The sequence below is a fragment of the Pseudomonas sp. MBLB4136 genome (assembly GCF_051904765.1).
Taxonomy (GTDB): Bacteria; Pseudomonadota; Gammaproteobacteria; order Pseudomonadales; family Pseudomonadaceae; genus Aquipseudomonas.
Map to the genome: position 1 here is coordinate 4,478,417 of NZ_CP196713.1, position 26,351 is coordinate 4,504,767.

Consider the following 26,351-nt stretch of genomic DNA (forward strand, 5'->3'; position numbering starts at 1 on the left):
CTTCGATGCCCCTGAGCCAAGCCGACCTCGACGCCATCCTCCTGACCCTGCAGCTGGCCTCGCTGACCACGGTGCTGTTGCTGCTGCTCGGCACGCCCATGGCCTGGTGGCTGGCGCGCACCGGCTCCTGGCTGAAGCGCCCGGTCGGCGCCATCGTTGCCCTGCCGCTGGTGCTGCCGCCGACGGTGATCGGCTTCTACCTGCTGGTGAGCATGGGTCCCCACGGTTTCCTCGGCCAGCTGACCCAAAGCCTCGGCCTCGGCACCCTGACCTTCAGCTTCAGTGGTCTGGTGATCGGCTCGGTGATCTACTCGCTGCCCTTCGTCGTGCAGCCCCTGCAGAACGCTTTCGAGGCCATCGGCCGCGCCCCCCTGGAAGCCGCGGCGACCCTGCGCGCCGGGCCCTGGGACGCCTTCTTCAGCGTGGTCCTGCCCCTCGCCCGGCCCGGCTTCGTCACCGCCGCCATCCTCGGCTTCGCCCACACCGTCGGCGAGTTCGGCGTGGTGCTGATGATCGGCGGCAATATCCCCGGCAAGACCCAGGTGGCCTCGGTGCAGATCTACAACCATGTCGAGGCCCTGGAGTACGCCCAGGCCCACTGGCTGGCCGGCGGCATGCTGGCCTTCTCCTTCATCGTGCTGCTGGCGCTCTACTCCAGCGGCCATGCCCGGCAGGCCTGGCGATGAGCGGCGGCCAGGCCGGCGCGCCCGCCGATGACGGCGAGCGGCTGATCGAGGCGCGCTTTCGCGTCGATCACGGCGACTTTTCCCTGGACCTCGACCTGCGCCTGCCGGGACGCGGCATCAGCGCCCTGTTCGGCCCCTCCGGCTCGGGCAAGACCAGCTGCCTGCGCTGCTTCGCCGGCCTGGAGCGGCCCGCCGAGGGCTACCTGCGGGTCAACGGCGAGCTGTGGCAGGACAGCGCCCGCGGGCACTTTCTCGCCCCGCACCGACGCGCCCTGGGCTATGTGTTCCAGGACGCCAACCTGTTCCCCCACCTGTCGGTGCGCGGCAACCTGGAGTTCGGCCTCAAGCGCATCGCCGCCGCGCAGCGACGGGTGCAGCTGGAGCAGGCCGCCGAGCTGCTCGGCATCGCCGCGCTGCTCGAGCGCATGCCGGCGCGCCTGTCCGGCGGCGAACGCCAGCGCGTCGGCATCGCCCGCGCCCTGCTGACCAGCCCACACCTGCTGCTGATGGACGAGCCGCTGGCCTCCCTGGACCACAAGCGCAAGCAGGAGGTGCTGCCCTACCTGGAACGCCTGCACCAGGAGCTGCAGATCCCGATCCTCTACGTCAGCCATGCGCCGGACGAAGTGGCACGCCTGGCCGATCACCTGGTGGTGCTGGAGCAGGGACGGGTGCTGGCCAGCGGGCCGCTGAAGCAGACCCTGCTGCGCCACGACCTGCCGTTCATTCTGGAAGACGACGCCGAAGCCGTGGTCGATGGCCGGGTCTGCGCCTACGACCCGGCCTACCGGCTGCTGAGTCTTGAGCTCGGCGGCGGCGAAGCGCGCCTGCAGCTGACCCACGCGCCGCTGCCCAATGGCAAGGCGGTGCGGGTCAAGGTCAAGGCGCGGGACGTCAGCCTGAGCCTGCAGCGGGCCGAAGGCAGCAGCCTGCTCAACCTGTTGCCGGCGCGGGTCGAGCACTGGCAGGTGCCGGGCGACCCCGGGCAGGTGCTGGTCACGCTGCGGGTCGGCGATGAACGGCTGATCGCCCGCATCACCCGCTACTCCTTCGACAAGCTGGGCATCCACGAGCAGCAGGCGCTGTGGCTGCAGATCAAGTCGGTGTCGCTGCTGGCCTCCGACTGAGGCGCCGGCTCAGGCGCGCAGACGGGCCTGGCGGGCGATCAGCCCCTGCAGGCGGTAGAGGTACTCGAAGCCCTGCTCCCAGCGGTGGTGCCCGGAGGCCACGTTGATATGGCCGGCACCGGCCAGGATCAGCGCCTCGCTGCCCCAGTCGGCGGCCAGCTCCAGGGCCCGCGCGGCGCTGGCGGCGGCGTCGCTGTCCGAGCCGACCAGCAGGCTGGCGAAGGGCAGGGGCCGGCGGGCGATGGGCGCGAAGTTGCGCAGGGCCGCCGGGCAGTTATCGCGCTCGACATCCGCCGGCGCCACCAGCAGGGCACCACGCACCCGCCGCAACAACGCCTCCGGCGCCTGCGCCGCCCAGTGCGCCACGGTGATGCAGCCGAGGCTATGGGCGATCAGCAGGGTCGGCCGCGGGTCGGCGGCGATGCTGCGCTGCAACTCGGCGACCCAGTCGTCCCGGCGCGGCACTAGCCAGTCGCCCTGCTCCACCCGGGCGCTGCCCGCCAGGCTGCGCTGCCAGTGGCTTTGCCAATGCTCGGTGGGCGAGCCCTGCCAGCCCGGCACTATCAGGTAACGCATGTTTGGGTTGTGCATAAGGCCTCCGACGGCGTGCTGCGGCGGGCAGTGTAGGCGCGACCAGAACAGGACAAAAAAGAATAAAAAATTATTTATTTATGCAATTTCGCTTACTCCGTAGCGCGTTGCGTGGCGCAATCTTATATATATAAAAAACATATATATGTTCTTAAATATTATTTTTAGGAATAACAAATCCTGCCTAGCATCCGCTCCACGTTCAGCCCAACGGCTGGCCCGCAACCCACCGCAACCTGAGCACTGCCGCCGAGGAGGCACCCGATGAAGCCGCACAGCAGCTACCGATGTCGTCAGCGAATGTGGCGCTGAGCGCCCCGCCCCATCCCCCTGCATCGACATCACTTTCTTGCTCAGGAGCTGCACCATGTCCATTCGCCGTTTCGCCCTGGCCGCCCTCGCCAGCGCCCTGATCGCCGGCCCAGCCGCCGCCAGCCAGACCCTGCTCAACGTGTCCTACGACCCGACCCGCGAGCTCTACACCGAGTACAACCAGGCATTCAACCGTCACTGGCAGGCCCTGGGCCACGAGGCGGTGCAGGTTCAGCAGTCCCACGGCGGCTCGGGCAAACAGGCCCGCGCGGTGATCGACGGCCTGCGTGCCGACGTGGTGACCCTGGCCCTAGCCGGCGACATCGACGAGCTCCATCGCCTCGGCAAGCTGCTGCCCGAGGACTGGCAGAGCCGCCTGCCCCAGGCCAGCACGCCCTACACCTCGACCATCGTGTTCCTGGTGCGCAAGGGCAACCCCAAGGGCATCCAGGACTGGGACGACCTGGTCGAGCCGGGTGTGGAGGTGATCACCCCCAACCCCAAGACCAGTGGCGGCGCGCGCTGGAACTTCCTCGCCGCCTGGGCCTTCGCCCAGCGTCACTATGGCGGCGAGGTGCAGGCCCAGGACTTCGTCGAGAAGCTCTACAGGAACGTGCCGGTGCTCGACAGCGGTGCCCGCGCCTCGACCATCACCTTCGTCAACAACCAGATCGGCGACGTGCTGCTGGCCTGGGAGAACGAGGCGCACCTGGCGCTGCGCGAGCAAGGCGGCGAGCAGTTCGAGATCGTCGCGCCGTCGCTGTCGATCCTCGCCGAGCCGCCGGTGGCGGTGGTCGACAAGAACGTCGAGCGCAAGGGCAGTCGCGCGGTCGCCGAGGCCTACCTGAACTACCTGTACAGCGCCGAAGGCCAGCGCATCGCCGCGAAGCACTTCTACCGCCCGCGTGACCCGGCGGTGGCCGCCGAGTTCGCCAGGCAGTTCGCCGACCTCGAGCTGGTCACGGTCGACGGCGAGTTCGGCGGCTGGAAGCGCGCGCAGCCGAAGTTCTTCAACGACGGCGGGGTGTTCGACCAGATCTACCAGGTGCAGTGAACTCACTGAGCAACCCGAGGCTGGGTGCAGGCGCGTAGCGCCTATACCCGCCGCAACAGAGTGGTGCGCGCGGCGCACCCTACCCTGACTCACCTGAAGGCATTCGCCATGCACCGCCGCACTTCCCCCGTGATTCCCGGCTTCGGCCTGACCCTGGGCTACACCCTGGGGTACCTCAGCCTACTGGTGCTGATTCCCCTGGCCGCGCTGTTCCTGCATGCCGCACAGCTGAGCTGGGGCGAGTTCTGGACCATAGTCACCGCCCCCCGGGTGCTGGCCGCGCTCAAACTCAGCTTCGCCACCGCCCTGGGCGCCGCCCTGCTCAACGGTGTCATCGGCGCCCTGCTGGCCTGGGTGCTGGTGCGCTACCGCTTCGCCGGGCGCAAGGTGATCGAGGCGATGATCGACCTGCCCTTCGCCCTGCCCACCGCGGTGGCCGGCATCGCCCTGACCGCGCTGTACGCGCCGAACGGGCCGATCGGCCAGTGGGCCGCCGAGCTGGGCTTGAAGATCGCCTACAGCCCGCTGGGCATCACCCTGGCGCTGACCTTCGTCACCCTGCCGTTCGTGGTACGCACCCTGCAGCCGGTGCTGGCCGACATCCCCCGCGAGGTCGAGGAAGCCGCCGCCTGCCTCGGCGCCCGGCCGCTGCAGGTGCTGCGCCACGTGCTGCTGCCGGCCCTGCTGCCGGCCTGGCTGACCGGCTTCTCCCTGGCCCTGGCCCGCGGCGTCGGCGAGTACGGCTCGGTGATCTTCATCGCCGGCAACATGCCGATGAAGACCGAGATCCTGCCGCTGCTGATCATGGTCAAGCTCGACCAGTACGACTACACCGGCGCCACCGCCATCGGCGTGCTGATGCTGCTGGTCTCCTTCATCCTGCTGCTGGCGATCAATCTGCTGCAGCGTCGTCTGGCCCGCGCCTGAGGATGCCAAGATGTCCACTGCCACCCTGATCATCGCGCCGGCCAGTGCCGCGCGCCGCGACCCGGCCTGGGGCCGCCGCCTGCTGATCGGCGCCGCCTGGCTGGTGTTCGCCCTGTTTCTCCTGCTGCCGCTGCTGGTGGTGCTGAGCGAGGCGCTCAAGCAGGGCCTGGGGCCCTTCTTCAGCGCGGTGCTGGAGCCCGACGCCCTGGCCGCCCTGCGCCTGACCCTGCTCGCGGTGGGCATCGCCGTGCCGCTCAACCTGGTGTTCGGCGTGGCCGCGGCCTGGTGCGTGAGCAAGTACCAGTTCCGCGGCAAGAGCCTGCTGGTGACCCTGATCGACCTGCCGTTCTCGGTGTCGCCGGTGCTCGCCGGGCTGATCTACGTGCTGCTGTTCGGCGCCCACGGCTGGTTCGGCGAATGGCTGGCCGAGCGCGACATCCAGATCATCTTCGCCCTGCCCGGCATCGTCCTGGCCACCCTGTTCGTCACCGTGCCCTTCGTCGCCCGCGAGCTGATCCCGCTGATGCAGGAGCAGGGCACCCAGGAGGAGGAGGCGGCGCGCCTGCTCGGCGCCAGCGGCTGGCAGATGTTCTGGCACGTGACCCTGCCGAACATCCGCTGGGGCCTGATCTACGGCGTGGTGCTCTGTACCGCGCGGGCCATGGGCGAGTTCGGCGCGGTGTCGGTGGTCTCCGGGCATATCCGCGGCTACACCAACACCCTGCCGCTGCACGTCGAGATTCTCTACAACGAATACAACCACGTCGCTGCCTTCAGCGTCGCCAGCCTGCTGCTCGCGCTGGCCCTGCTGATCCTGCTGCTCAAGCAGTGGAGCGAGTCGCGCCTCGAGCGCCTGCAATCCCGTACCGGCGAGGAATAAGCCATGAGCATCGAAGTCAGCCACATCAACAAACGCTTCGGCGCCTTCCAGGCCCTCAGCGACATCAACCTGGACATCCGCAGCGGCGAGCTGGTGGCCTTGCTCGGCCCCTCCGGCTGCGGCAAGACCAGCCTGCTGCGCATCATCGCCGGCCTGGAGACCCCGGACAGCGGCCGCATCGCCTTCCACGGCGAAGACGTCGGCGCCCGCGACGTGCGCGAGCGCAACGTCGGCTTCGTGTTCCAGCACTACGCCCTGTTCCGCCACATGACGGTGTTCGACAACGTCGCCTTCGGCCTGCGCATGAAGCCGAGGAAGCAGCGCCCGGGCGAGGCGCAGATCCGCAAGCGGGTGCACGAGCTGCTCGAGCTGGTGCAGCTGGACTGGCTGGCCGAGCGTTACCCCGAGCAGCTGTCCGGCGGCCAGCGCCAGCGCATCGCCCTGGCCCGCGCCCTGGCGGTGGAGCCCAAGGTGCTGCTGCTCGACGAGCCGTTCGGCGCCCTCGACGCCAAGGTGCGCAAGGAACTGCGGCGCTGGCTGGCGCGCCTGCACAAGCAGGTGCACCTGACCAGCGTGTTCGTCACCCACGACCAGGAGGAGGCGATGGAGGTGGCCGACCGCATCGTGGTGATGAACAAGGGCGTGGTCGAGCAGATCGGCACCCCGGCCGAGGTCTACCAGCAGCCGGCCAGCGACTTCGTCTACCACTTCCTCGGCGATGCCAACCGCCTGCAGCTCTCCTGCGACCGGCAACTGCTGTTCCGCCCCCACGAGATCTCGCTGTCGCACCTGGCCGAGGCCGGCCACCTGGCGGCCGAGGTGCGCGACATCCGCCCGCTCGGCGCCATCACCCGGGTGACCCTGCGGGTCGCCAGCCAGGCCGAACCGATCGAGGCGGAAGTGGCCAAGGACCACGCCAGCCTGCAGCGGCTGGTGCGGGGCGCCACCCTGTATTTCCAGCCGCGCATCGCCCAGGCGTCGGCCCTCGGCTGAGGCCGCCGGGCCGCGACGCCAACCACGCACCTGGCCAATGGCCGGGCCAACCGCAAGGGGGCCTGGCCGCGCGGCTTGGCGGCGCTTTTTCCGACGAAATCACTCTTTTGGGGCATGTCACGCAGCGGTACTCGCAGTACTCTTCCGTGCGGCGCGCCAAGGCGCCGAATCTTTTCCGCACTGCTCACAAAAACAACAAGGAGCACCCCGGATGCGTACTCAGTCGTTTTTTCGACAGCTATTGATATGGACGCTCGGCGTCCTCGCCACTCTCCCGCCCCTGGCCTACGCCGAGGCCGCCAGCGCCCAGGTGCAAGTGCAGGTGTACGCCAGCCGCGCCACCAGCAGCCTGATGCTGTTGCGCGGCGAAGGCTTCCAGAAGAGCCACCGGCAGCGCCTGGAGAACGATATCCAGACCCTCGCCGCCGCGGTGCACAGCCTGCCGCAGTCCAGCGACGTGCTGCGCGCCAGCCATCTCGAGCTGGTGGTCCAGCTGCGCCGCGGGGTGTCCTTCGGCCCCGGCGAGGAGAACCTGCCCTGGGGCTACCCCAAGGAGCTGAGCAAGGCCCTGCGTGACTTCCTGCATGCCGCCCGGCAGCTGCCGTCCAGCGGCGAAAGCGAGCTGTCGGCGAAGATCGAGTACCTCGCCGTGCAGTACCTCAGCCGCGCCTACATGGGCAGCTTCGAGATCGCCCGCGAACAGCCCGACACCTACCTGGGCCAGGACGAACGCCTGCTGATTCCGGCGGTCGACCAGGAGCTGGCGGCGCTGGGTGCGCAGGCCGACAAGCTCAAGGTGCGCTGGGAATACCTCAAGGCCGCCCTGAGCGACATGAACAGCCAGAGCAACACCCTGGCCAGCGTCTCGGGCCGGCCCTTCGCGCCGATGACGGTCGATCGCCACAGCCGCGCCCTGAGCCAGCAGTGGATGGCGATGACCCCCTGAGCCCGCGCACCGGCGCCGGGTCAGGCGCCGGCCTTGGGCGCGCGGATATGGGTCGGCCCGGCCCGCTCGACCACCGCCCGTTCCACCTCCCGGCGCAGGCCGAGCAGGAAGGCCGCCTCGGCCGCGACGAACAGCGGGCCGATCGCCAGCCCCATAAGGTCGTCGACGAAGGCCGGCTTGCGCCCCTCGTAGTAGTGACCGACGAACTGGATCACCCAGCCGATGACGAACAGCGCCAGGCCGCCGCCCAGCCACAGGCCGGTGGCCTGCGCCGCCAGGATCGCGCCGGGCCACAGGCATAGCCCCAGCAATGCGGCCATCAGCAGGCCGAAGCGCAGGTCCAGGCGCAGGTAGAACAGCCCGGCGACCAGCACCGCCAGGGTCGCCGGCGACAGCCACAGGCCCAGCACTTCGAACCCCGGGCGCGACAGCAGCACCGCCACCGCCAGGACGATCATCGGTATGCCGATGAAATGGCTGGCGATGTTGCGGCGGTCACGGTGGTAGGCGGCGTATTGCGCCAGGTGTTCGACTAGGCTTTTCATGCGGGAGATCCTCGGGCTGCACGGATGCGCCCATCATGCGCCCGGCGCGCCGCGCCACTCTGTCGGCTAGCCGACAAACCCCCGGAGACCGCCGATGATCGAGAGCTACCGCGTTGCCCTGCTGGCCGGTCACTGGTTCAGCGCCCTGCCCGCACCCCTGCAGGACGCCCTGCTGGCCGACGCCCAGGTGCAGCGGCTGGCGGCCGGGCAGCCGCTGTTTCGCCGCGGCGACCCGCCCAGCGGCCTGTACGCCCTGGTCGAGGGCGCCCTGCGCATCGGCGCGGTCAACGCCAACGGCAAGGAGGCGCTGCTGAGCCTGATCGAGCCGCCGTCCTGGTTCGGCGAGGTGTCGCTGTTCGACGGCCAGCCGCGCACCCACGACGCCTTCGCCGAATGCCCCTGCACCCTGCTGCTGGTGCCCCAGGCGCGGCTGCTGGCCCTGCTCCAGCGCCAGCCCCAGCACTGGCGCGATTTCGCCCTGCTGATGAGCCAGAAGCTGCGCCTGACCTTTACCGCCCTGGAGGAGATGAGCCTGCTGCCGGCGGCGCCGCGCCTGGCCCGACGCCTGCTGCTGATCGCCGAGAACTACGGCGAAGGCGAGCCGCGGCGGGTGCTGCACCTGGCCCAGGAGCAGCTGGCGCTGATGCTCGCGCTGTCGCGCCAGACCACCAACCAGCTGCTCAAGGAGCTGGAAGCCCAGGGCATCGTGCGCCTGAACTATGGCGAGATCGAGCTGCTCGACCTGCCGCGCCTGCGCCGGGCCGCCCGCTGACGCAGCGCCGCGAGGGTGTATCCTCGACCCCGCTACCTCGACCTTCCCGCCAGCCAGAGCCCGATGCGCCGATGTCCGCCACCGCCAATCCACCGCTGCCCCCCGTCCTCGCCGGCCCCCTGCTGCGGCGCCTGCAGCCCGAGCGCCTGGTGCTCTGGCTGGTCGGCTCGCGGGCTTTGTCGCTGCGCCTGCAACTGAGCTACGGCGAACAGGGCCAGGCGCCCGAGCAGCGCGACCATGTCCTCGACGACAGCCAATGCCGGGTGCTGCAGGTCGGCGAGCACGCCTTCGTCCACCTGATCGACCTGCAGCTGGACAGCCCGCTGCCCTGCAACGTGCGGATCGACTACGACCTGCTGATCGCCGGCGACCACGGACCCGCCCAGAGCATCGCCGAGTGGGCGCCGCACCTGCTGTACGAGGGGGCCGCGCGGCCGAACTTCGTCCTGCGCGCGCGCCTCGACCAGCTGCTCCACGGCTCCTGCCGCAAGCCGCACCACCCCGCCGCCGACGGCCTGCTGTGCGCCGACCGCCTGCTGGCCCAGGCCCACGAACCCGAGCAGCGCCCGGCGCTGCTGCTGATGAGCGGCGACCAGATCTACGCCGACGATGTCAGCGGCCCCATGCTGCGGGCGATCCACCAGTTGATCGAGCGCCTCGGCCTGTTCGGCGAACGCCTCGAGGGTGCCCTGGTCGAGGACAGCGACGCGCTCTATGCCCACGAGGTCGGCTACTACCAGCGCGCCGAGCTGCTGCCGGCGCTGGAGCACAACGACAGCCTGCGCGAACGCTTCTTCGGCGGGGTGAAGAAACCGATCTTCACCACCAGCAGCGCCGACAACCACCTGGTCACCCTGGCCGAGATGCTGGCCATGTACCTGCTGGTCTGGTCGCCGACGCCCTGGACCCTGCTCGGCAGCCACCGGCCGCAACTGGACGCCGAACGGGCGCGGCGCTACGAGAGCGAGCGCCAGCACGTCGAGGACTTCCGCGACGGCCTCGACCGGGTCGCCCGCGCCCTGGCCCACCTGCCGAGCCTGATGATCTTCGACGACCACGACGTCACCGACGACTGGAACCTGTCGGCGCAGTGGGAGGAAACGGCCTACGGCCACGCCTTCTCCAAGCGCATCATCGGCAACGCACTGATCGCCTACCTGCTGTGCCAGGGCTGGGGCAACGACCCGCAGCCGTTCGCCGAGGCGCTGCAACGGATCGAGGCGATGAGCGCCGCCCGCGACGGGCGCAATCACCTCGACAGCGGCGCCCAGGACGCCCTGATCGACAGCCTGCTGCGCTTTCACCACTGGCACTACGTGCTGCCGAGCGAGCCGGCCCTGCTGGTGCTCGACACCCGCACCCGGCGCTGGCGCAGCGAGCGCAAGCGCAAGCGTCCGTCCGGGCTGATGGACTGGGAGGCGCTGTGCGAACTGCAGCAGGCGCTGCTCGACCACCGGGCGGCGATCATCGTCTCGCCGGCGCCGATCTTCGGGGTCAAGCTGATCGAAGCGGTGCAGCGGCTGTTCACCTGGATCGGCCACCCGCTGATGGTCGATGCGGAAAACTGGATGGCCCATCGCGGCGCCGCCCAGGTGATCCTCAACATCTTCCGCCACTCGCGCACCCCGGGCTGCTACGTGGTGCTGTCCGGCGACGTGCACTACTCCTTCGTCTACCAGGTGCTGATCCGCCATCGCAAAAGCGCCCCGCATATCTGGCAGATCACCAGCAGCGGCCTGAAGAACGAATTCCCGCCGCGCCTGCTCGACTGGTTCGACCGCCTCAACCGCTGGCTCTACTCGCCGCGCTCGCCGCTCAACTGGCTGACCAAGCGCCGGCGCATGCGGGTGGTGCCGCGCATCCCCAGCCGCAGCAAGGCCGGCGAACGCCTGTGGAACGGCGCCGGCCTCGGCCAGGTGCTCTTCGACGAGCAAGGGCAGCCGAAGGAAATCATCCAGCTCAACGCCGACGGCTCGGCGCCGGTCAGCTTCGTCGAGGACCGCGACGCCGCCCATCACGCGGCGCAGCAGGCACAGCCCGGCGGCGCGCTGGCGACCGGCGACAAGTCCGCGCGCTAGGCCACCGGTTTACAGGTGCGAATCTGCACGCCTGTTAATGGGCATGGCATTGAGCGCACCCAGGAAGTGCAAGGCAGAGATCGAACCGAAGCGGCCTGAGGAAACCGGCCGATAAGCGGCCATTCGACAACGGTGCTTGCGACCCATTTCGGGCGCTCGCAAAAGCCGGTGGACAAGAAAGCGTTGTCCACCCTACATAGCCATCAAGTCCGTGTAGGGTGGACAACCGCGGAGCGTTTTCCACTATTGGTCATCTAGGCTACCTCGCTAAAAAGCCCCTAAAAAGTCAGCTGCGAAATCAGGGAGCTTTCAGATGTTCTAGCCAAGCTTAGTTATGATTTCGCCAACGAGCATAGAGGCATCGGATTTCTCAATGGAAAATGCGGTTTTGTAAACCGCCTTTTTAAATGCGTATGAAGTTACGCCAGCTTGATTTGAGAAATAAGATGCTGCTCTAGAAAGCACTTGCTTTCCATCGCATCGCTTTAATAGGTTGGCGTTGTCGATTTTATTATATTTTTCAAATACACCTTTAGATTCTTTGGATAGTAAGTCTTTCAGGTCGGCAAACTCTGGATCAGTTAAAATACTCGTCATTAACTGCTCTTGAATTTCTTTAGCATCTACCCAAGAGAAATCCTTGTTACCCCAAATTAAAGAAGAGAATTTTCTTTCGATCACCTGCTGAAATATTAGAGAAAGCTCTTTTTTATAGACAGAGGGTAGAGAGTCGCGCGCGATCTCAATGAGCCTGGATGTAATAGTTGTAACATCGAGCTTCTTTCCCTGTTCGCCTGATACATCTAGAAATCCGTCCATGGAAGCTTTTATTATTTCCGGATCTAGGAAATAGTTTTCAAACTCGTGGCGATCGATTCTTATAAATGCGTCTTTATAATACTGAGGATCGATTGCTGAGACCTTGTCAAAGAAAGTATCAGGCTTATTGTCAGAGTCTACAAGAAATACGAACTTAGATTCCTGTACATAATCTTTTAGTTCGGCCAGCCTTTTGAACGTGTCGATTACTGCAGATGAGCCGTTGAGTGGTTTTATCTGAATGTTTTGGTCCTGAAGCATATGCTCAAGTGCTTCGTGATCCCCATCCCCCTCAACCAAAAGAACTTTGCTATAAATGGAGCTTAGGCCTAGATTTCTCAGTTCGGCTTCAGCATCTTCATAAGAAATGGCGGACACACCATTGTCTACAATGTAGTTTTTCCCAATTAAGAAAAATTTATATATTAATGATCTTGAGTGAGTTGATACAAGAACTTGGTTTATGTTGTGGTCTTTGTATTCGGCTGCAACCCAGTCCAGTTTCACCTTTTTTCCACGACCTTCGGTCCCTTCCATCCACTTATGTATTCCTCCTGTTTCACAAAGTCGGTGGAGAACACTAACGAATTCCAGCAGTAAAGATTCGTGGAAATGGTTCTCGGGCTCATCGATGATTAGCGTGCTTACTGTTTTGGAGACGCATAAAAAAGTTAAGGTGCTGAGAAGTGCCTTTTCACCTGAACTGAAGTCTCGAACGTCATAAAGTGGGCGTGCTTTGTCTCTACCCGCTTTACCTAGGAGTACAAACTCTCCTGGCATATGATTGCCACTGAAATTCCTAAGCTCAACCGTTGGTATTAGATGGGTAAATAATTTTGAAGCGATGTGAAAGTAGAGAAGCCGGTCGGGCTTGCTAGGTATTAATCGATCATGCACATAGTCTTTTACGAGTTGACTATATATCCCAGAGAACAAACTCTCGGGATTCAAAATCGCCTCCAAGACCAAACTGCCTTTGTCATTCCCTTTGATATTGATCCCATCAAATGTCAGGGTTGCTTCGGAAAAGCCTTTGCTTGCATCTATGTACAGCACTATATTGTTAGGCGCCAACAGATTCCAGCGCTTTTTTAAAGACTTGTCATCGCTACAAGTAATGCTATAGCCTTTCGGGATTGAAGGGTCTTTGGTTAGATTTACCTCTAGATCGCTCTCTTCTGTCTTAAATGTTACTCTTATGTACGAATCTTTTCCGCTTAAATATTTTCTCAGTTCCTGCGAGAAAGAATTGGATATTTCTTGATTATTTAACAGCTCAATAAAATAGGCCTTCTGCACAAGCCATACAGCCTTTAGCAGAGTTGACTTCCCGGCACCATTTTTCCCTGAGAAAGCACACATCGATATCTCACTGGGAAGTATTACCGAGGTTGCCCCATCAAAAGATTTTACGCCCCTAAGTTCAATCATTGAAACTTTCACGCCGACTTTCCTTGCGTAATGGCTGTATGTGAGGCCCGGTATTTTTTCGGTCCAGCTTTGCTACCTTAATACCATGACGCTGGTATCGTTGACATGTAAACAATAAGGCATGCTTATGTAATATGCTTCGCCCATGTTTCATAGCGGCTTATTTTAACGTTTTTTTGCTAAATGGCTATATGCCCTCTTCCTGCCAAGTGGTTTATATGGTTCATGCACATCTGCAAGGTAAAGTCGTGGGCTTGCTAGTATTTCCGGTACGATCGATTAAAAATTTTGATGCTGTGTTTAGCAGGCATATGTTCCAAGGCTGCGCTCAAACACAGCTCTGCTGTATAGATGAAGATTGTCACGGCAAGTCTTCCAATACGTTTGACTATCAAGCTCCCCTCAGCGAGGTAGCCTGGATGACCGCTGGCGGACAACGCTTTCTTGTCCACCGGCTTTTGCGAGCGACCGCAATGGGGCGGAAGCACCATTGTCGACTGGCCGCTCCCGGCCGACAGTCGCCCCCTCTCCCGACGCCTATCGCCCCGGCCTAAGCAAACCACCCTGCACCTTCAACGCTCTACCTCGACTCAGCGCAGCTTCTCCAGCAACTGGTAGTACCACATGCCGACCGCCAGCATCGGGTTGCCCAGCTGCGCGCCCAGGGGCACCTTGATCTGCGGGCAGGCGGCGAAGGTGTCGAAGCGCTCCAGGCTGCCGGTCAGCGCCTCGGCCATGATCTCGCCCATGATGTGGCTGGTGGCGACGCCGTGGCCGGAGTAGCCCTGGCAGTACCAGACGTGATCCGAGAGCTTGCCGAGCTGGGGGATGCGGTTCATCACGATGCCCATGGCGCAGCTCCACTGGAAGTCGATCGGCACGCCCTTGAGCTGCGGGAAGGTGCGCTCGATGCCCGGGCGCAGCTCGGCGGCGATGTCCCGCGAATCGCGCCCGGAGTAGTTGGCGCCGCCGCCGAACAGCAGGCGGCCGTCGGCGGTCAGGCGGTGGTAGTCGAGAACGAAGCGGCAGTCGTAGACCGCCAGGTCCTCGGGGTTGATCGCCTTGGCCAGCTCGCCCAGCGGCGCGGTGGTGACGATGCCGCCCATGGCCGGGAAGATCATGCCCTTGAGCTTCTGCGGCTCCAGCTTGTGGTAGACGTCGCCGGCCAGCAGCACCTGGCGGGCATCGATCCGTCCCTCGGCGGTGATCACCGCCGGCTTGGCGCCGTGGACGATCTGCAGCACCTCGGAATGCTCGAAGATCAGCGCACCGAGGCCCTCGGCCGCCCGGGCCTCGCCGAGGCACAGGTTGAGCGGATGCAGGTGCATGTTGCGGGTGTTCTTGAGCGCCCCGCAGTACAGCTCGCTGCCCAGGTGTGAACGCACCCCGGCGCCATCGAGCAGGCTGACCTCCGCGCCCATGCCGCGGCGCACGGCCTCTTCATAGGCGGCCTCGAGTTCGGCCATGTGGCTGGCCTTCATCGCCGCATGCAGGTGGCCGTGCTTGAGGTCGCAGGCGATGCCGTACCTGGCCACCCGCTGCTGGATGATCTGGTGGCCGCGCCAGCGCAGCTGCCAGATGAAGTCGTCCACCTCCGCACCCAGGGTCTTGCCCATCTGCTTGCGCATGGCGGCGTCGCCCGAGAGGCTGCCGGTGACCTGGCCGCCGTTGCGCCCGGTGGCGCCCCAGCCGATCTTCCGCGCCTCGACCAGGGCCACCTTGAGGCCGCGTTCGGCCAGCTCGACGGCGCTGGCCACGCCGGTGAAGCCACCGCCGATGATCACCACATCGACGCTGTGGTGGCCCTGCAGGGTCGGGTAGTGGGTTTCCTGGTTGAGGGTGGCGCTGTAGTAGGACGGGCAGCGCTTGGCGGCCGGCAGTGCGGCCTGGGTGACAGCATTCATGGAGTGATCCTCGTTACCGTAGGGTGCGCCGTGCGCACCGCAGGTCTTAGGGTGCGCGGGGACGCCTGGGCCCTGCGCACACAGATATATCGGTGCGCACAGGCTGGGCGCCCCCGCGCACCCGACGCATCGAAACCGGGTTCAGGCCTGGGTCAGGTACCAGCGCCAGTCCTGTTCACCGACCTCGGCCATAAACTGGCGGTACTCGGTGCGCTTGACCGCCAGGTAGACCTTGAGGAAGTTCTCGCCCAGGGCTTCGCGGGCCCAGGCGGAGCCTTCCAGGGCCTGGATCGAGGTCAGCCAGTCGGTCGGCAGCAGCGTCTTGGCCTGGGCATAGCCATTGCCCTCGATGGGCGCGCCCGGGTCGAGGCGCTCGCGGATGCCGCGGTGGATGGCGGCGAGGATCGCCGCCGCGGCCAGGTAGGGGTTGGCATCGGCGCCGCAGATGCGGTGCTCGATATGCCGGCTGGCGGCCGGCCCGCCCGGCACGCGCAGGCTGACGGTGCGGTTGTCGACGCCCCAGGTCGGCGCCAGCGGCGCGTAGCTGTTGGCCTGGAAGCGCCGGTAGGAGTTGGCGTTGGGGCAGAACAGCAGCAGGGAGTCGAGCAGGCTGGCGAGCATGCCGCCCAGGGCCTGCTTGAGCAGGCTGCCGGCCGGGCCGTCGAAGTCATCAGGGCGGCCGGCCAGCAGGTTGTTCCCGGCCGCGTCGGCCAGGCTGACATGCATGTGCATGCCGGTGCCGGCCAGGTGGTCGAAGGGCTTGGCCATGAAGCAGGCCTGCATCCCGTGGCTGTTGGCCACGCCCTTGACCAGGCGCTTGTAGCGCACGGCCTGGTCCATGGCCGCCAGCGCGTCGCCATGCTCCAGGGTGATCTCCACCTGGCCCGGGGCGTACTCGGAAATCGCCGTGCGCGCCGGAATGCCCTGGGCCTTGCAGGCGGCGTAGAGGTCCTTGAGGAAGGGTTCGAGCTGCTCCAGCTCGCGCAGGCCGTAGACCTGGGTGCTGCGCGGGCGGCCACCGTCGGCATCCCGCGCCGGCTGCGGCCGGCCCTCGGCGTCGCGGCGCTGGTCGAGCAGGTAGAACTCCAGCTCGCAGGCCATCACCGGGTGAAAGCCGTCGGCCTTGAGCCGCTCGATCACCCGCACCAGGACGTGCCGGGGGTCGGCGACGGTGGCGGGCAGGCCCTGCTGCGGGTGCATGCTGACCTGCAGCGCGGCGGTGGGGATGCGTCGCCAGGGCAGGCGCACCAGGCTGCCGGGCAGCGGGTAGGCGCGGCAGTCGATGTCGCCGACCTCCCAGACCAGCCCGGAGTCCTCCACGTCGTCGCCATTGATGCTCAGGCCGAGGATGGTGCTGGGCAGCGGCCGGCCGCCCTGGTACACGGCGAGCAGCTCGTCGCGGTGCAACAGCTTGCCGCGCGGCACGCCGTTGGCGTCGAGGATGAACAGCTCGAACAGTTCGATATCGGGGTTGTGCGCCAGGAAATCCTGGGCGTCCTGCACGGATGCGAATGACATGGGATTCTCGTTAGCGCCGGCACGGCGCACTGTGCCCGCGAGGCTGCGGCGCGAACGCGGCAGCAGGCGGCAGGTCACTGATGGAAAGGGCCGCAACGAGTTGCGACCGCCCTATTCAGATATAGCCGAGCGGGGCGTCCGGCGGGCGCGCGTGGCGGCAATGCCACAGCGCCCAGAAGGCGAGGATTTCAGGCAGGCGGGAGTTGCGCCCATCGACGCCGAGCGCACCGCCGGCCCGGCGGACCGGGCAGGTGGGGGACAGGGCGCAACGACGGGCTGGCGAAGTCATGGCCAGCAGGCTCGCACGGCGCTCGGGGGCGATTAAATCCGATTGTTCGCATGCTCGGTTTGCTTCGCACTAAACATTGACCCGCCGCGACCGGGTCCTAGGGCTCCGGCTTGTAGCCCAGGCGCAAGCCGCCCCAGTGGCGGCCGAGGACATGGATCGGCACCGACAGGTCGTGCATCAGCTCGCCGGTATCGCGCATATAGGTCTGCAGCAGCAACGCCTGCCGGTGGCTGCCGCAGCGGATGCCGGTGCGGTCGTTGAACAGGCGCTTGCTGCGGCTCCTGGCGGTATCCAGCGCGCGGTCGCCGGTCGGCGGGTGGTTGAACGCCTGGTTGTGGGTCGGCACATAGCCCTCCGGGGTGCTGGCGATGGCGAACACCAGGCCTTCGTGGCGCGCCAGCAAGGGCTCCTGCAGGGCCGGCAGGACCTGGTCGGCATAGGCGTCGAAGCGGGTCTTGTACTTGGCCGGAAAGCTGCCGGCGATCGCCTGGTACTGGCGGTCGAACAGGTCGGCCAGGGCGATCCGCCCGGCCTGGATATCGGCCTCGAAGCGCGCGGCGATGGCCGCCGCGCCCTCCCGGGCGAGGTCGTAGACGCGCTGGTGGTAGTCGTCCAGGCCGACCTCGGCGAGCTGTTCGCTGACCGTCTCGGCCTGGCCCACCAGTTGCTCGGCGGCGCCGCCGAGCTGGCGGGTCTGGCCCCCGCTGGCGCAGACATCGCCGCGCAACTGCTCGACGGCGACGAACAGGCTGGCCAGGCGTTCGTGGTTGCTCGCCGTGCCGGCGCTGATCTGCGCCACCTGGTCCTCCACGGCCACCGCCAGGTCGGCGATGCCGTGCAGCTGCGCGCCGGTGTGCTCGATCTGCGTGGCGGCCTGCTCCAGCTCATCGGCCTGGCGCTGGATATGGCTGACCACCGCGGCGCTCTGCTGACGGATGTCGGCGACCATCTGGCCGACCTCCTCGGTGGCGCTGGCGGTGCGCGCGGCGAGGTTGCGCACCTCGTCGGCCACCACCGCGAATCCGCGGCCCTGCTCGCCGGCGCGGGCCGCCTCGATGGCCGCGTTGAGCGCCAGCAGGTTGGTCTGGCTGGCGATGGACTGGATGACCTGGGTGACCTGCTCGATCTGCTCGGTGCGCCGGCTCAGGCCATCGATCAGCTCGCGACTGGCGGCGGTCTGGGCGCGCAGCTGCTGCATGCGCGCGATGGCCTGCTGCGCCTCGTGCTGGCCACGATCGCTGCTCTGGCGCACGGTCTGCGCGGCGGCCAGGGTCTGCTCGGCGCGCCGCGCGCTGTCCTGTTCGGTGTGGGTGATGGCCTCGGCGCCCTGGCTGATCTGCTCGATCGCGCCGAGCTGCGACTGCAGCTTGCCGGCCAGCTGCTGCACGGCATGGGCCACCTGGGCGGCGGACAGGGCGTTATGGCAGGTGTGGCGGGACAGGCTCTGGCTCAGCGTGGCGAACGCCGTGCCGGCCTCGTCCGGCCCGGCCGCGCCGCCATCGCGGGCGCGCCAGACGCCCAGCCAGGGCCACAGACCCAGCAGTAGCAGCACGGGTATGGCGAGATAGGACGACAGCTGCAGCTGCTGCACCAGCAGCAGCGACGCGACCAGGCCGAGGGCGTGCAGCAGGCAGGCCCGCGGCTGGCGAATGGCGGCAGGATTCATGGCGGACCTCGTTGTTGTGCTGGCGGTGCCAGACGCCCGCCCGGGCGCGGCCTCCGTGCCCGAGGATTCGAGCACGGCTGGCCTGGCACGGCCATGGCACTTTGGTCGAACAACGCTAGCCGGAAATGCTGTGGCGGCGGATGAAGCCCCGGTCCAGGTAGTCCTTCCAGCGGCCGAACAGCTGGCCGCCAGCACTCCACTGCTGCCAGCCCATCAGGGCGCCACCATCGCCGGTGGCGAGCAGCGCCAGGCTGTGGCGTTGCGGCTGGTAGCTGCGCAGCGCCTGGCCTCGCAGCACGGCGCCGAGGTTGGCCGCCAGCACCGGCCCCTGGCGCACCGCGTAGACCCCGCTCTTGCGCGCCCCGGGCAGGCTGGCGCAGTCGCCGACGGCGAACGTCCAGGGGTGGGAGTGGCTCTGCAGGGTCGCGCCGATCTGCACGAAGCCGCCCTCGTCGCAGGCCAGGCCGCTGCCGGCCAGCCAGGGCAGGGCCCGGGCGCCGCTGGCCAGGAGCAGGCGACTGCCGCGCCAGACCGGCTCCGCGCCGCTGAGCAGGCGCTCGCCGTCGATCTGCTCGATCGGGCAGTGCTCGCGCACCCGCACCCGGCGCTGACGCAGGTGTCCCCAGGCGCGCATATGCAGGCCGGGGTTGTGGCCGTCGAGCAGCTGGCCGGCGCAGAACAGCGACAGCTCGGGCACCTGACCGGCCAGGGCCAGGGCCAGCTCGACCCCGGCGGCGCCGCCACCGAGGATCGCCAGCGGCTGCGGCTCGGCCTGCCAGGCGCGCCAGCCGTGGAGAAAGGCGGCGAAGGGTTTCACCGCCAGGGTTTGCATGGCCTCGCCGCGCTGTGGCGGGGCGGCCACCTCGGCGCCGACGTTCAGCGACAGCCAGCGGGTCGCCAGGCGCCGGCCATCGTCGAGCCGAACCTGGCGCTGCTGGGGATCCAGGCCCGCGGCCTGGGCGATGATCAGCTCGACCTTCGCCGCGCGGCACAGCGGGTCCAGCTCGATGCGGCAGTCCTCGGCAGCAAAGCGCTGCGCCAGCAACCCCGGCAGCATGCCTGAGTACCAGGCCTGCGGGCCGGCGCTGAGCAGGGCGATGCGCCCGGGCGGGCGCTCGACCAGGGCCCAGCGACGCAGCACGCCGAGGTGGGCGTGGCCGGCGCCGAGCAGGATCAGGTCATAGTGGTTCATCGCGCTATCGGCTCTTCAAGGCTGGCCAGGCGCAGAGGATGGCGGCAGCGGGCGCCGTCGCGCAAGGCTCAATCAAGGCGCGGCGGGCCGCAGGTGGGGTTCGGCGAAGTAGCTCTGCGCGCGCTCGCCGGTGTTGTCGCTGTCGGCGGCGAACACCACCCCGAGTATCCGTGACGGCGCGCTGCCGAAGGCGGCGATGGCATCGGCGCGCAGGTCGCGGCGCTCGCTCAGCCACTGCCCGAGCGGCGCCTCGGGGCCACGCAGCACGCGCATCTCGACCTGCTCGGTGTAGGCGCTGCGGGCATGGCTGCCGGGCGCCTGGCGGTTGTCCCAGACGTAGCTGAGGGTCGCCGCCGGCAGGCTGGGGTCGTAGAAGGTGCGCGCCAGGCGCAGCTTCTGCCGGGTCAGGAACGGCAGGCTGTCCAGCGGGTAGTCGAGCAGCACATAGACCCGCGCGGCATAGTCGTCACCCTCGCGGGTGGCGAAGCGCGCCTGCTCCAGGCGCCGCTCGCTGCGCCACTGCCAGCTCAGCTGCCAGGGCCGGTCGCCGGGCAGGTCGAGCGGGTGCAGCAGGCCGCCGGCCGCGGCATCGGCGTCGATGTGCAGCACCAGGCGACCGTCCCGCTCGACCAGGCTGCGGGTCGGCGCCTGCAGCTTGGGGATATCGGCGACCCGCCAGGGCGGCGACCACTCGGCCGCCGGCGGTCCGGCCGTCCAGGGCGTCAGGGCATTGCCCGGCGCGCCGGCGTCCGCCCCGCCAGCCAGGGCCATGGGCGCCAGCAACGTCAGCCAGGCGAGCAGCAGGGCCCGGTTCACCCCCGTCTCCAGGTATGGAAACGCTCGACCCAGCGCAGCAGGGCCTGGGGCGCATGGGCGCGCTTCCACTCGCCGGCCGCGTACTTGTTGGCCTCGGCCAGGGTCGGGTAGCTGTGGATGGTGCCGAGGATCTTGTTCAGGCCGAGCTCGTGCTTCATCGCCAGCACGTACTCGGCCAGCAGTTCGCCGGCCTGCTCGCCGACGATGCTGACGCCGAGGATGCGGTCCTTGCCCGGCTCGGTGAGCACCTTGACGAAGCCGTGGGCGGCCTCGTCGGCGATGGCCCGGTCGAGGTCGTCGATACCGTAGCGGGTCACCTCGTAGGCCACCCCCTGCTGCTGCGCCTCGCCCTCGGAGAGGCCGACCCGCGCCACCTCCGGCGCGGTGAAGGTGCAATAGGGGATCACCCGGTAGTCCGCCTTGAAGCGCTTGAAGGGGGCGAACAGCGCGTTGACCGCGGCGTACCAGGCCTGGTGCGCGGCGACATGGGTGAACTGGTAGGGGCCGGTGACATCGCCCACCGCATAGATGTTGGGGAAGCGCGTGGCCAGGTACTCGTCGGTCTCCAGGGTGCCGTTGTCGCGCACCACCAGGCCCAGCTCCTCGACCCCGTAGCCGCTGACGTTGGCCACCCGGCCGAGGGCCAGCAGCAGGCAGTCGAAGGCGATGGTCACCTGCTCGCCGGTGTCGAGGCGGCGGGCCACCATGCGCTGCTCGCCGTCGACCAGCTCGAAGCGCTCGGCCTGGTGCTGCAGGCGCACGTCGACGCCATCGGCCTGCAGGCTGGCCAGCAGCAGCTCGCTGGCGTCGCTGTCCTCGCGCGGCAGCAGGCGTTCGGCCATCTCCACCTGGATCACCTGGCTGCCGAGGCGCTGGAAGGCCTGGGCCAGCTCGCAGCCGATCGGCCCGCCGCCCAGCACCAGCAGCCAGCGCGGCCGCTCGCGCAGGGTCCAGATGGTGTCCGAGGTGTAGGCCTGGACCTGCTCCAGGCCGGGAATTTTCGGCACCAAGGGACGGGCGCCGGCGGCGATGATCAGGTTGCGACTGCTCAGGGTCTCGCCGTTCACCTCCACCGTCCAGGGCGAGGTGATGCGCGCCTCGCCCTCGATCACCTCGACGCCCAGGCCGGTGTAGCGCTCGACCGAGTCGTGCGGGGCGATGTCGCCGATGACCCGTTGCACGCGCTGCATCACCGCGGCGAAATCCACCTCGCCGCTCACCCCGCGCAGGCCCAGGGCCTCGCCCTTCTGCAACTCGTGGGCCAGCTTGGCCGAGCGCAGCAGCGCCTTGGACGGCACGCAGCCGGTGTTCAGGCAGTCACCGCCCATCTGGTGCTTCTCCACCAGGCTGACCCTGGCCTTCACCGCGGCGGCGATATAGGCGCTGACCAGGCCGCCGGCGCCGGCGCCGATCACCAGCAGGTTGCGCTGAAACCGCTTGGGCTTCTTCCAGCCGGCGTAGACCCGGCGCGCCTTGATCAGCTCCAGCAGCTTGCGCGCCAGCAGCGGGAACAGGCCGAGCAGGACGAAGGCGCCGAGCAGCCCGGGCGAGAGGATGCCGCCCAGGGTCTCGAGCTGGCCCAGTTCGCGGCCGGCGTTCACGTAGACCAGGGTGCCCGGCAGCATGCCGACCTGGCTGACCCACCAGAAGGTGCGCAGCGGCAGGCGGGTCAGGCCCATGGCCAGGTTGATCAGGAAGAACGGGAAGATCGGCACCAGGCGCAGGGCGAACAGGTAGAAGGCGCCCTCGCGCTCGATGCCGGCGTCGATGCTGGCCAGGCGCCGGCCGAAGCGCCCCTGCACCCAGTCGCGCAGCACGAAGCGGCTGCTGAGCATGGCCAGGCTGGCCCCCAGGGTGGAGGCGAGCGACACCAGCACGAAGCCTTCGAGCAGGCCGAACAGGGCGCCGGCCAGCAGGGTCATCAGCGCCGCGCCGGGCAGCGAAAGGGCGGTGACCGCGACATAGCCGAGGAAGAACAGCCCGGCGGCCTGCCAGGGACTGGCCGCGACCTGGGCATTCAGCGCCGCCTGCTGGGCCTTGAGGACCTCCAGGCTGAGGTACTGGCCGAGGTCGAAGACGAAGAACGCGGCGATCAGGGCGCCGATCAGCGCCACCAGCAGCAGTTTGCGAAGGTTCATCCGATGTGGGTCTCCGGTGCACAGCCACTGTGCGAGTTGAGGGTGAAGCCGCCCAGCAGGGCCGCCGCGGGTGGTTCCAGGCCGGCGCCGACCAGCCGCGCGCGATAGGACAGCGCCGCCGGGCTGCCCGCCGGCCACTGGCGGTCGAACTCGGCGACAAAGGCGTCGTGGTCATAGTGCAGCGCCAGCGCCTCGATAAACAGGCCATCACGCTCGCAGCGGTACAGCGCGTGCGGATGCGGGTGGGTGGCGATACGGCTGAGCAGGCCGTAGCGACCATCGGCGAAGTTCGGCAGGCCGGCGGCGCCGTTGTTGATCAGCGCGCCGTTGGCCAGGTCGAGGGCGACGGCGGCGCAGGTGTGACTGGTGGCCAGCACCTGCACGCCGCTGGCGGCGAACCAGGCATCCAGCTGCTGCCGGCGCGCCGGCGCGCTGAGTGATTCACGCGAGCAGCCCCAGCCGGCCAGGGACTGTTCGTCGCCATGGCTGATGGCCACCCGCCGGCCGCCGACACTGAGCAGCGCACAGGGCGGCCGCGCCGCCAGGCGCGCGGCCATCCCCGGCAGCCCTCGCACGGTTGCGTTCAGTTCGGCCTGAATGGCGTTGGAGCGCGCCACCACGGCGTCATCCACGCTCATCGGATAGGCGCAGCCACAGCCGGCGCCACTGTCGGCGCCGCGACCCAGTTCGGTCTCGACGTTGCCGCGCAGGGCCAGGTGGCTGGCCAGGCCCTGTTCCACGGCCTGGAAGATGGCCGGATCGCGGTCGAACCAGTGGGCATCACCGTTGAACACCGCCCGCGCGCCCGGCTCGTCGGCCAGCAGGCGTTCCAGGGCGGCCAGGGCCTGGCGATTGCCGTACAGGCCGCCGACCACATAGAGGCTGGCGCAATCGAACAGCGGCGCGCCGGCGAAGGCCTCGCGCGGCAGGCGGTAGTCCAGCGGGCAGTCGCGCCCGGCGCGCATCAGGCTTCAGCCCCCAGCCAACCAGAGGCGGGGGGCGCCGTGCGCCCCCATTCCGCAGGCAGATGCCTGGTGCGCACGGCGCACCCTACGACGCCAAGCAGCATCAGGCAGTCCTCCGTAACCAGCCGGGCAGCACATAGCCCAGCACGCACAGCCCCAGGCCGTAGAGGTTGGTGCCCAGCAGCAGGGCGTACTTGCCCTCGCCTATGGCCCAGTCCTGGGGAATCCAGCCGAGGGTCAGGGCCAGGCCGAGACCGAGGCCACACCAGAAGCTCAGGTGAAAACCCAGGCGGGTCGGCCGCACCAGGCCGTGGAGGATGAACACCGGGGCCAGGCCGATGACCATGGTGCCGCTGATGGTGGTGGCCTTGAGAATGTCGGTGCCGGCGATCATCGGCAGGTTGCCGAGCAGGGCGAACAGCACCATCACCGCCATGCCCACACCGATGGCCTTCTGCCCCAGGTCGCGGCCGGCCAGCAGCGGCAGCTCGCGCCCGGCCAGCTTGGCCAGGCTGGAGAAGGTCGAGTCCAGGGTCGAGCCGGCGGCCGAGACCATTACCACGGTCATCACCAGCAGCGCCGCCACGCCCATGGACTTGGCCAGGGCCGCCGGCACATTGTCGCTGGCGGCCAGGCCGGTCAGCTGGGCGTGCACGCCGATCAGGCTGAAGGCGAGGATGGCGAAGAAGCCCAGCACCCCGGCGACGATGAAGGAGCGGCGCATGGTCTGCTCCTCGCTGATAAAGCCGCGGTCGGTCAGCACCGGGTCGTGGAAGCCATAGCTGAAGATCTGCAGGCCGGCGACCAGCAGCAGGTCGACCCCGGCGTCCAGGGCCCAGTGGCTGGTGCTGGCCAGCTCGGCCGGCGAGTGCTGCGGCAGCACCAGGCCCAGCACCCAGACCAGGGCGACGACGAAGATCGCCGCCTGCGCCGCATCGGTGAGGATCGAGCTGCGCAGGCCACCGCGCAGGCTGTAGGCCAGGGTCACGGCGGTGAACAGCAGGGCCGCGCCGATGAACTCGGCGCTGCCGGAGTCGCCGTAGTAGCCGCCGACCACCGCGGTGTTGCTCCACACCTCGTTGAACAGGCGGATAAGGATGGCCGCGGAGAAGGCCAGGGCCGCGCCGCGGCCATAGTGGCTGCTGAGAAAACCGACCAGGCTGGTGGCGGCGTAGCGCCGGCGCAGGCGGTAGATGACCAGGCCGGTGAGCGGGATCGACAGCCAGTAGGTGGCGTAGGCCAGGCCGCCGATCAGGCCGTAGCTGGCCCCCAGGTTGGCGGCGTTGGTCACCGACTTGGCGAAGATCCAGCTGATGAAGATGCTCGAGGTCAGCAGCCAGGGCGCCGCGCTGCGGCCCTGGCTGTCCTCGCCGTTGAAGAAGCCCCCAAGGGTCACCGCGCGGGGCGACAACGCCACCATCAGCACCCCGTAAGCCAGCAGAAAGCCCCAGAAAAACAGCCCGATCACGCCGCTTCCATCCATACCTCAGTCCTTATCAGTTGAGGGCGCCAGCTGCCCCGTAGCGTGCGCCATGCGCACCAAGCGCGAACAGCTCCGTAGGGTGCGCCGTGCGCACCAGCGTCCGCAGCATGCTCTGGTGGTGCGCACGGCGCACCCTACCGGCGCTAGTCATTGAGGGCGCCGCCGCAGCTCGAGCCCTGGCCGGCGGTGCAGGCGAAACAGTGATCGCGGGTGACGATCGGGTTGCCATCCAGTTCGCGGCCGAGCAGGTCGCGCAGGTGGGCGCGCTCGCGACCGATCAGCTGACCCTGCAACTGCAGCGGCAGCTCGAGCATCTGGTTGAAGTCGCAGTCATACAGGTAACCCTGCCAGTCGACGCTGACCAGGCTGCGGCACATCAGCGTGTCGAGGTTCTCCGGGCGGTAGCTGTCGCGCAGCAGCTGCATGTAATCGTTGAACTGACCTTTGCTGACCAGGGTGCTGCCGAAGCGGGCGATCGGCTGGTTGGTGATGCACAGCAGATGGTTGAAGTGGATGCCGAAGTCTTCGCGCAGGTGGCGCTTGTAGTCGGCCTCCAGCGCCGCCTGGGGTGGCGGCAGGCGCGGACCCTGGGGGTTGTACACCAGGTTGAGGAGCAGCCCGCTGCCGTCCTGGCCGTAACCCAGGGCGTTGAGTTTCTTCAGGCCTGCGATGCTGGCGTCGAACACGCCGTCGCCGCGCTGCTTGTCGACGTTGTCGCGCGAGTAGCAGGGCAGCGAGGCGGTGACCTCCACGCCCTGCTCGGCGAGGAACTCGGCGAGGTCCTCATAGCCCGGCTCGCTGAGGATGGTCAGGTTGCAGCGGTCGATTACCCGCAGGCCCTCGCGACGCGCATGGACGACGATCTCGCGAAAGCGTGGGTGCATCTCCGGCGCCCCGCCGGTGAGGTCCAGGGTATGCACCGGGTGGGCGTCGATGACCTGGTGCAGCAGCGCCAGGCTCTCGTCGGTCATGGCCTCGGTACGGGTCGGCCCGGCATTGACGTGGCAATGCAGGCAGCGCTGGTTGCAGCGATAGGTCAGGTTGATCTGCAGGGCCTCCAGGTGGCCACGGCGGATCGCCGGAAAGGCCAGCCGGTCCAGCAAGGGGAGCATGGCGCGCACGGGTAACTCCTTGGCAAATATGGACTATAGAGGAGGCTCCGGCGCTTTTGTTACAAGCCGCCCGCGACATCCCGGCGATTTGTTATACCAATCGTGTA

The 26,351-nt window shown here is 67.4% G+C and carries 22 protein-coding genes; 9 read left to right on the plus strand and 13 right to left on the minus strand.

Annotated features, from left to right (window positions below; all coding sequences use genetic code 11):
• Window positions 1-5 precede the first annotated feature (5 nt).
• Entirely contained in the window at window positions 6-686 is a 681-nt protein-coding gene (gene modB, locus ACSX1D_RS20510; RefSeq protein ID WP_439860206.1) for a molybdate ABC transporter permease subunit, read from the plus strand.
• Window positions 683-1,813, plus strand: a complete 1,131-nt coding sequence (gene modC, locus ACSX1D_RS20515; RefSeq protein WP_439860207.1) for a molybdenum ABC transporter ATP-binding protein — start codon at window positions 683-685, stop codon at window positions 1,811-1,813. The genes modB and modC overlap by 4 nt, the downstream gene beginning before the upstream one ends.
• Before the next feature lie 9 nt (window positions 1,814-1,822).
• Here the strand turns inward: modC and ACSX1D_RS20520 are convergent, their stop codons facing one another.
• Window positions 1,823-2,404, minus strand: coding sequence for an alpha/beta hydrolase (locus ACSX1D_RS20520; protein ID WP_439860208.1), 582 nt, complete (start codon window positions 2,402-2,404; stop codon window positions 1,823-1,825).
• 367 nt (window positions 2,405-2,771) lie between these two features.
• Here ACSX1D_RS20520 and ACSX1D_RS20525 point away from each other — a divergent pair, with 367 nt between their 5' ends.
• From ACSX1D_RS20525 to ACSX1D_RS20545, 5 genes are all read left to right on the plus strand, one after another.
• On the plus strand, window positions 2,772-3,770 hold the full coding sequence (locus ACSX1D_RS20525; protein ID WP_439860209.1) for a sulfate ABC transporter substrate-binding protein: 999 nt from the start codon (window positions 2,772-2,774) through the stop codon (window positions 3,768-3,770).
• A 108-nt stretch (window positions 3,771-3,878) separates the two neighbouring features.
• On the plus strand, window positions 3,879-4,697 hold the full coding sequence (gene cysT, locus ACSX1D_RS20530) for a sulfate ABC transporter permease subunit CysT (protein WP_439860210.1): 819 nt from the start codon (window positions 3,879-3,881) through the stop codon (window positions 4,695-4,697).
• A 10-nt stretch (window positions 4,698-4,707) separates the two neighbouring features.
• Complete coding sequence (gene cysW, locus ACSX1D_RS20535) at window positions 4,708-5,577, plus strand: sulfate ABC transporter permease subunit CysW (RefSeq protein WP_439860211.1); 870 nt, start codon at window positions 4,708-4,710, stop codon at window positions 5,575-5,577.
• Window positions 5,578-5,580: 3 nt separating this feature from the next.
• Window positions 5,581-6,570 (plus strand): sulfate/molybdate ABC transporter ATP-binding protein, encoded by a 990-nt coding sequence (locus tag ACSX1D_RS20540; protein ID WP_439860212.1) that lies wholly within the window; start codon window positions 5,581-5,583, stop codon window positions 6,568-6,570.
• Window positions 6,571-6,781: 211 nt separating this feature from the next.
• Window positions 6,782-7,516: a hypothetical protein gene (locus ACSX1D_RS20545; protein ID WP_439860213.1), complete on the plus strand. Its 735-nt coding sequence runs from the start codon at window positions 6,782-6,784 to the stop codon at window positions 7,514-7,516.
• 20 nt (window positions 7,517-7,536) lie between these two features.
• On the opposite strand, the gene ACSX1D_RS20550 is transcribed toward ACSX1D_RS20545, so the two are convergent.
• Window positions 7,537-8,061, minus strand: coding sequence for a DUF962 domain-containing protein (locus tag ACSX1D_RS20550; protein WP_439860214.1), 525 nt, complete (start codon window positions 8,059-8,061; stop codon window positions 7,537-7,539).
• 94 nt (window positions 8,062-8,155) lie between these two features.
• Between ACSX1D_RS20550 and ACSX1D_RS20555 the strand changes: the two genes are divergently transcribed.
• Window positions 8,156-8,833: a Crp/Fnr family transcriptional regulator gene (locus ACSX1D_RS20555; RefSeq protein ID WP_439860215.1), complete on the plus strand. Its 678-nt coding sequence runs from the start codon at window positions 8,156-8,158 to the stop codon at window positions 8,831-8,833.
• 71 nt (window positions 8,834-8,904) lie between these two features.
• Window positions 8,905-10,911 carry an alkaline phosphatase D family protein gene (locus tag ACSX1D_RS20560; RefSeq protein WP_439860216.1) on the plus strand — a complete coding sequence of 669 codons (2,007 nt, stop codon included), beginning with the start codon at window positions 8,905-8,907 and terminating at the stop codon, window positions 10,909-10,911.
• A 318-nt stretch (window positions 10,912-11,229) separates the two neighbouring features.
• Here ACSX1D_RS20560 and ACSX1D_RS20565 read toward each other — a convergent pair whose 3' ends face one another.
• From ACSX1D_RS20565 to arsS, 11 genes are all read right to left on the minus strand, one after another.
• Window positions 11,230-13,173, minus strand: coding sequence for an AAA family ATPase (locus tag ACSX1D_RS20565; protein ID WP_439860217.1), 1,944 nt, complete (start codon window positions 13,171-13,173; stop codon window positions 11,230-11,232).
• Window positions 13,174-13,751: 578 nt separating this feature from the next.
• On the minus strand, window positions 13,752-15,065 hold the full coding sequence (locus ACSX1D_RS20570; protein WP_439860218.1) for an NAD(P)/FAD-dependent oxidoreductase: 1,314 nt from the start codon (window positions 15,063-15,065) through the stop codon (window positions 13,752-13,754).
• Window positions 15,066-15,206: 141 nt separating this feature from the next.
• Entirely contained in the window at window positions 15,207-16,583 is a 1,377-nt protein-coding gene (locus ACSX1D_RS20575) for a glutamine synthetase family protein (RefSeq protein ID WP_439860219.1), read from the minus strand.
• A 115-nt stretch (window positions 16,584-16,698) separates the two neighbouring features.
• The gene (locus ACSX1D_RS20580; protein ID WP_439860220.1) at window positions 16,699-16,872 is read right to left on the minus strand and encodes a hypothetical protein; all 174 of its coding nucleotides are present in this window, start codon (window positions 16,870-16,872) and stop codon (window positions 16,699-16,701) included.
• A 97-nt stretch (window positions 16,873-16,969) separates the two neighbouring features.
• A complete protein-coding gene (locus ACSX1D_RS20585) occupies window positions 16,970-18,538 on the minus strand; it encodes a methyl-accepting chemotaxis protein (RefSeq protein ID WP_439860221.1) in 1,569 nt (522 codons plus the stop codon).
• 115 nt (window positions 18,539-18,653) lie between these two features.
• Window positions 18,654-19,730: an FAD-dependent oxidoreductase gene (locus ACSX1D_RS20590; protein ID WP_439860222.1), complete on the minus strand. Its 1,077-nt coding sequence runs from the start codon at window positions 19,728-19,730 to the stop codon at window positions 18,654-18,656.
• A 72-nt stretch (window positions 19,731-19,802) separates the two neighbouring features.
• Window positions 19,803-20,546, minus strand: coding sequence for a DUF3047 domain-containing protein (locus ACSX1D_RS20595; protein WP_439860223.1), 744 nt, complete (start codon window positions 20,544-20,546; stop codon window positions 19,803-19,805).
• Entirely contained in the window at window positions 20,543-22,684 is a 2,142-nt protein-coding gene (locus ACSX1D_RS20600) for an FAD-dependent oxidoreductase (RefSeq protein ID WP_439860224.1), read from the minus strand. Before ACSX1D_RS20600 ends, ACSX1D_RS20595 begins: the two co-directional genes overlap by 4 nt.
• Window positions 22,681-23,649, minus strand: coding sequence for a hypothetical protein (locus ACSX1D_RS20605; protein WP_439860225.1), 969 nt, complete (start codon window positions 23,647-23,649; stop codon window positions 22,681-22,683). The genes ACSX1D_RS20600 and ACSX1D_RS20605 overlap by 4 nt, the downstream gene beginning before the upstream one ends.
• Before the next feature lie 103 nt (window positions 23,650-23,752).
• On the minus strand, window positions 23,753-25,132 hold the full coding sequence (locus ACSX1D_RS20610) for a sodium:solute symporter (RefSeq protein ID WP_439860226.1): 1,380 nt from the start codon (window positions 25,130-25,132) through the stop codon (window positions 23,753-23,755).
• Between the two features lie 143 nt (window positions 25,133-25,275).
• Window positions 25,276-26,244, minus strand: a complete 969-nt coding sequence (arsS, locus tag ACSX1D_RS20615) for an arsenosugar biosynthesis radical SAM (seleno)protein ArsS (protein WP_439862376.1) — start codon at window positions 26,242-26,244, stop codon at window positions 25,276-25,278.
• Window positions 26,245-26,351 lie beyond the last annotated feature (107 nt).

What these genes read in the sequence shown, in the direction of transcription:
- modB (WP_439860206.1), top strand. Translation starts at nt 6, where the DNA reads ATGCCCCTGAGCCAAGCCGACCTCGACGCCATCCTCCTGACCCTGCAG.
- modC (WP_439860207.1), top strand. Translation starts at nt 683, where the DNA reads ATGAGCGGCGGCCAGGCCGGCGCGCCCGCCGATGACGGCGAGCGGCTG.
- ACSX1D_RS20520 (WP_439860208.1), bottom strand. Translation starts at nt 2,404, where the DNA reads ATGCACAACCCAAACATGCGTTACCTGATAGTGCCGGGCTGGCAGGGC.
- ACSX1D_RS20525 (WP_439860209.1), top strand. Translation starts at nt 2,772, where the DNA reads ATGTCCATTCGCCGTTTCGCCCTGGCCGCCCTCGCCAGCGCCCTGATC.
- cysT (WP_439860210.1), top strand. Translation starts at nt 3,879, where the DNA reads ATGCACCGCCGCACTTCCCCCGTGATTCCCGGCTTCGGCCTGACCCTG.
- cysW (WP_439860211.1), top strand. Translation starts at nt 4,708, where the DNA reads ATGTCCACTGCCACCCTGATCATCGCGCCGGCCAGTGCCGCGCGCCGC.
- ACSX1D_RS20540 (WP_439860212.1), top strand. Translation starts at nt 5,581, where the DNA reads ATGAGCATCGAAGTCAGCCACATCAACAAACGCTTCGGCGCCTTCCAG.
- ACSX1D_RS20545 (WP_439860213.1), top strand. Translation starts at nt 6,782, where the DNA reads ATGCGTACTCAGTCGTTTTTTCGACAGCTATTGATATGGACGCTCGGC.
- ACSX1D_RS20550 (WP_439860214.1), bottom strand. Translation starts at nt 8,061, where the DNA reads ATGAAAAGCCTAGTCGAACACCTGGCGCAATACGCCGCCTACCACCGT.
- ACSX1D_RS20555 (WP_439860215.1), top strand. Translation starts at nt 8,156, where the DNA reads ATGATCGAGAGCTACCGCGTTGCCCTGCTGGCCGGTCACTGGTTCAGC.
- ACSX1D_RS20560 (WP_439860216.1), top strand. Translation starts at nt 8,905, where the DNA reads ATGTCCGCCACCGCCAATCCACCGCTGCCCCCCGTCCTCGCCGGCCCC.
- ACSX1D_RS20570 (WP_439860218.1), bottom strand. Translation starts at nt 15,065, where the DNA reads ATGAATGCTGTCACCCAGGCCGCACTGCCGGCCGCCAAGCGCTGCCCG.
- ACSX1D_RS20575 (WP_439860219.1), bottom strand. Translation starts at nt 16,583, where the DNA reads ATGTCATTCGCATCCGTGCAGGACGCCCAGGATTTCCTGGCGCACAAC.
- ACSX1D_RS20580 (WP_439860220.1), bottom strand. Translation starts at nt 16,872, where the DNA reads ATGACTTCGCCAGCCCGTCGTTGCGCCCTGTCCCCCACCTGCCCGGTC.
- ACSX1D_RS20585 (WP_439860221.1), bottom strand. Translation starts at nt 18,538, where the DNA reads ATGAATCCTGCCGCCATTCGCCAGCCGCGGGCCTGCCTGCTGCACGCC.
- ACSX1D_RS20590 (WP_439860222.1), bottom strand. Translation starts at nt 19,730, where the DNA reads ATGAACCACTATGACCTGATCCTGCTCGGCGCCGGCCACGCCCACCTC.
- ACSX1D_RS20600 (WP_439860224.1), bottom strand. Translation starts at nt 22,684, where the DNA reads ATGAACCTTCGCAAACTGCTGCTGGTGGCGCTGATCGGCGCCCTGATC.
- ACSX1D_RS20605 (WP_439860225.1), bottom strand. Translation starts at nt 23,649, where the DNA reads ATGCGCGCCGGGCGCGACTGCCCGCTGGACTACCGCCTGCCGCGCGAG.
- ACSX1D_RS20610 (WP_439860226.1), bottom strand. Translation starts at nt 25,132, where the DNA reads ATGGATGGAAGCGGCGTGATCGGGCTGTTTTTCTGGGGCTTTCTGCTG.
- arsS (WP_439862376.1), bottom strand. Translation starts at nt 26,244, where the DNA reads ATGCTCCCCTTGCTGGACCGGCTGGCCTTTCCGGCGATCCGCCGTGGC.